1 protein-coding gene is annotated in these 1,272 nt (G+C 39.9%); it reads right to left on the reverse strand.

The genetic code is table 11. From position 1 onward, the window contains the following. Positions 1–1,143 (reverse strand): F0F1 ATP synthase subunit alpha (locus D0S45_20355; protein ID TIH08897.1); only part of this gene is annotated, 1,143 nt, incomplete at its 3' end. Positions 1,144–1,272: the final 129 nt, after the last annotated feature.

Genomic DNA, 1,272 nt, shown 5'->3' on the forward strand with positions numbered 1-1,272 from the left:
TCCAGCTACCTGTTTCATAGCTTTAATTTGAGCGGCGGATCCTACTCTCGAGACAGAAATCCCTACATTAATAGCAGGTCTGATTCCAGCATTAAAAAGATCGGCGGATAAGAATATTTGTCCATCTGTAATGGAAATTACATTAGTAGGAATATAAGCTGAAACATCTCCTGACTGGGTCTCGACGATTGGTAAGGCAGTCATACTCCCTTCACCTAATTGAGAGCTTAATTTAGCGGCTCTTTCTAAAAGACGTGAATGTAAATAAAAAACATCTCCTGGATAAGCTTCACGACCCGGCGGTCTTCGTAATAGAAGAGACATTTGTCGATAAGCTTGTGCTTGTTTGGAAAGATCATCATAAATTATTAAAGTGTGTTGTTCACGGTACATAAAATATTCAGCCAAGGCTGCTCCTGTATAAGGCGCGAGGTATTGTAACGTAGCTGGGGAATCGGCCGTTTCAGCTACCACAATAGTGTATTCCATTGCCCCTCGTTCCTGTAAACTGGTCACTACCTGAGCCACSGAAGAWGCTTTTTGMCCAATAGCTACATAAACACATATTACAYTTTGSCCTTKTTGATTGAGAATWGTATCCGTGGCTACTGCTGTTTTACCGGTCTGTCTGTCCCCAATAATCAATTCTCGCTGGCCGCGTCCTATAGGGATCATCGAATCAATAGCAATAAGCCCTGTTTGCATAGGCTCATATACGGAACGTCTCGAAATAATACCTGGGGCRGGAGATTCAATTAACCGAGATTCAGAAGCTGGAATTTCACCTCTACCATCAATAGGTTTAGCCAGAGCATTTATAACACGACCCAAATAAGCCTCACTGACAGGTATCTGAGCAATTYTTCCYGTWGCTTTKACWGAACTTCCTTCTTGKATCATCAAACCRTCACCCATTAATACAACACCAACATTATTGGATTCYAAATTMARRGCAATRCCTATWGTACCCTCYTCAAATTCTACTAATTCACCTGCCATTACTTCATCAAGRCCATRAATACGAGCRATGCCATCGCCYACTTGAAGTACGGTACCGGTATTTACAATCKTTACTTCTCTATTATATTGCTCAATACGTTCMCGGATAATATTACTAATTTCRTCRGCTCKAATGGTTACCATGAGTATTGTCCTGATTCTTTTGTTGGAAGAAAAAAAAATAATGCCTATAATAATCGTAAGGAAATAATTAATCAGTTATTTCTTTCATCGYMCCAAACATMCCAATATTWGCAYTAATRGTACGTAAAT

This window comes from Marinifilum sp. JC120 (assembly GCA_004923195.1).
Lineage (GTDB): Bacteria > Desulfobacterota > Desulfovibrionia > Desulfovibrionales > Desulfovibrionaceae > Maridesulfovibrio.